General features: G+C 75.3%; 3 protein-coding genes. 1 reads left to right on the forward strand and 2 read right to left on the reverse strand.

What is annotated here, in order from left to right; translation table 11 throughout:
* Positions 1–69: 69 nt before the first annotated feature.
* Positions 70–402 carry a hypothetical protein gene (locus tag AC5JLB_RS25470; protein WP_495876630.1) on the reverse strand — a complete coding sequence of 111 codons (333 nt, stop codon included), beginning with the start codon at positions 400–402 and terminating at the stop codon, positions 70–72.
* 42 nt (positions 403–444) lie between these two features.
* Positions 445–1,635 (reverse strand): DNA polymerase IV, encoded by a 1,191-nt coding sequence (gene dinB / locus AC5JLB_RS25475; RefSeq protein ID WP_495876631.1) that lies wholly within the window; start codon positions 1,633–1,635, stop codon positions 445–447.
* 74 nt (positions 1,636–1,709) lie between these two features.
* On the opposite strand from dinB, the gene AC5JLB_RS25480 reads away from it, so the two are divergent.
* The coding region (locus AC5JLB_RS25480; RefSeq protein WP_495876632.1) for a sigma-70 family RNA polymerase sigma factor at positions 1,710–2,696 on the forward strand (987 nt) is incomplete at its 3' end.

Below are 2,696 nucleotides of genomic sequence, written 5' to 3' on the forward strand. Positions count from 1 at the left end.
CCTGACTCGCAGCGGCGATCTCGCGGTCGGCGTTCAGGGACGGTGCCCCGAGGGTGGTGTCGCCGTGGGTCAGGCGGCGACGGCTCCCGGGGTCACGACCCGGCACGCCTCCAGCGCCCGTGCGGCCTGGACCTGCAGCCAGCCGAGCCGGGGGCACGGCGCGCCCGAGGCCTCGGCCTCGAAGGCCTCGGCGTCGATGAAGGCGAGCGCCTCCACGGCGATCCGAACCTGCTCGGCCATCCATCGGCGCTGCCCGGCGGAGGCGGCCGACCGCCGCTCGGCGAGCGCCCGCAGGACCGGACCGACCTCGTCGATCCAGGCCTCGACCTCGTCGAGGCAGGTGCAGGTGCGGCCGACGGCCAGCACGGTGGTGGGGCTCTGGTGGCGGGCGGTGGAGGTCATGCCGTGACCATACGGACGGGGTCTGACGGTTTCGGCGCCGCGTCAGTCCGGCAGGAGCGGCACCGACGGGCCGGTGTCGCGGCCGAGCAGGACCGCACGGGTCACGGCGCCGCCGCCGAAGCGGTCCCGGACCCCGTCCAGCGCCCGGTCGAGCGCACCGGCGTCGTGGCCGCCGAAGGGCAGGGAGAGCTGGACGGCGTCGGCGTCGTCGAGGTTGGCGACGGCGATGCCCAGCAGCGTCACGCCCTGCTCGGCGATCATCGGCAGGGCAGCCCGGAGCAGCGCCCGCAGGGCCTCGAGCAGGGCGCCGGTGTCGGCGGTGGGCTGGGGGAGGGTGTGCGAGCGCGTCGCCCGGGTGAAGTCGGCGAAGCGCAACCTGAGCACCACCGTGCGCCCCACCCGGCGGGCGGTCCGCAGGCGGCGGCCGACGCGGTCGACGAGTGCGACCAGGACGGCGTCGAGGTCGGCCGGCGTGCGGGGCGAGCGCCCCAGCGCGCGCTGGGAGCCGACGGATCGCCGCCGCCGCCCCGGCTGCACCGGCCGGGGGTCGCGGTTGTGGGCCAGGGCGTGGAGGTGCCGTCCCGAGCCGCGCCCCAGGAGGCCGGTCAGGACGGCCTCGTCGAGGCGGGCGACGTCGGCCACGGTGGCGATGCCCCGGCGGTGGAGCTTCTCGGCGGTGACCCGGCCCACGCCCCAGAGCCGTTCGACGGGGAGCGGGTGCAGGAAGGCGAGCTCGCCGTCGGGGGGTACGACGAGGAGGCCGTCGGGCTTGGCCACGCCGCTGGCCACCTTGGCGAGGAACTTGGTCCGGGCGACGCCCACGGTGATCGGCAGCCCGACCCGTTCCAGCACGTCGCGGCGAAGCTGCGCCGCGATCTCGGGCGGCGTGCCGGACACCCGGCGCATACCGCCGACGTCGAGGAAGGCCTCGTCGATCGACAGGCCCTCCACGAGCGGCGTGGTGTCGGCGAACACCTCGAAGACGGCCCGGCTCGCCGCGGTGTAGGCCCCCATGCGGGGCGGCACGACCACCGCGTCCGGGCACAGGCGGCGGGCCTGCCCGCCGCCCATCGCCGTCCGCACGCCTCGAGCCTTCGCCTCGTAGCTGGCCGCCAGCACGACGCCGCCGCCGACGATGACCGGCCGGCCTCGGAGCGCGGGGTCGTCCCGCTGCTCCACCGAGGCGTAGAACGCGTCGAGGTCGGCGTGGAGGATCGTGGCATGGCCCGACATCGAACACATGTTCCCACGTTCGGTGCTTCGTTGCGCGGTGAACCGGCGGGCGGGCCGGCCGGGACGTCCCTACGATGACCGCCGTGACCGCGCCAACCACCTCCGATGCCTCGCAGGTCGACCACACGGCCGGACCCGCCGCCGACGGCCCCCCGCTCGACCTCGAGGCCCATCGCCGGGAGCTCACCGGGTACTGCTACCGGATGCTCGGCTCCGGCGCCGATGCCGACGACGCCGTGCAGGAGACGATGGTCCGTGCCTGGCGGAGCCTCGACCGCTTCGAGGGCCGCTCGTCGCTGCGGTCGTGGCTCTACCGGATCGCCACCAACGTGTGCCTCGACTCGCTCAACGGACGCCAGCGGCGAGCGCGACCCATGGACCTCGGTCCCTCCACCACCACGGCCGAGGCCGTGCTCGACGCCGGCCTCGGCGAGTCGGCCTGGGTCCAGCCGGTGGCCGACGGCAAGGTGCTGCCCACCACCGGCGACCCCGCCGAGCTGGCGGCGGCGCGCGAGTCGATCCGCCTGGCCTTCGTGGCCGCCCTGCAACACCTGCCGCCTCGTCAGCGGGCCGTGCTGATCCTGCGGGAGGTCCTGCGCTGGCAGGCCACCGAGGTGGCCGAGCTGCTCGACACCAGCGTGGCGTCGGTGAACAGCGCGCTGCAGCGGGCCCGGGCCACCCTCGCCACGCACGACCTCGACGAGGCGGGGGCCGGCACGGTCGACGCCGACCAGGAGGAGCTGCTGGCCCGCTACGTCGACGCCTTCGAGCGCTACGACGTCGCCTCGCTCGTCGCCCTCCTGCACGAGGACGCCACCTTCTCCATGCCGCCCCACCCGATCTGGCTCGAGGGCCCGCTCGAGGTCAGCCGCTGGCTGCTCGGGCCCGGGCTCCCGTGCAAGGGCTCGAAGCTGCTGGCGGGCACGGCCAACGGCTGCCCGGCGTTCGCCCAGTACAAGCCGGTGGGCGGCGGGCGCTACGAGCCGTGGTCGTTCCAGGTCCTGGAGATCGTCGACGGCCGGATCGTGGCCTGGAACAACTTCCTGTACCCGCACCTGTTC

The sequence above is a fragment of the Myxacorys chilensis genome, from assembly GCF_059505265.1.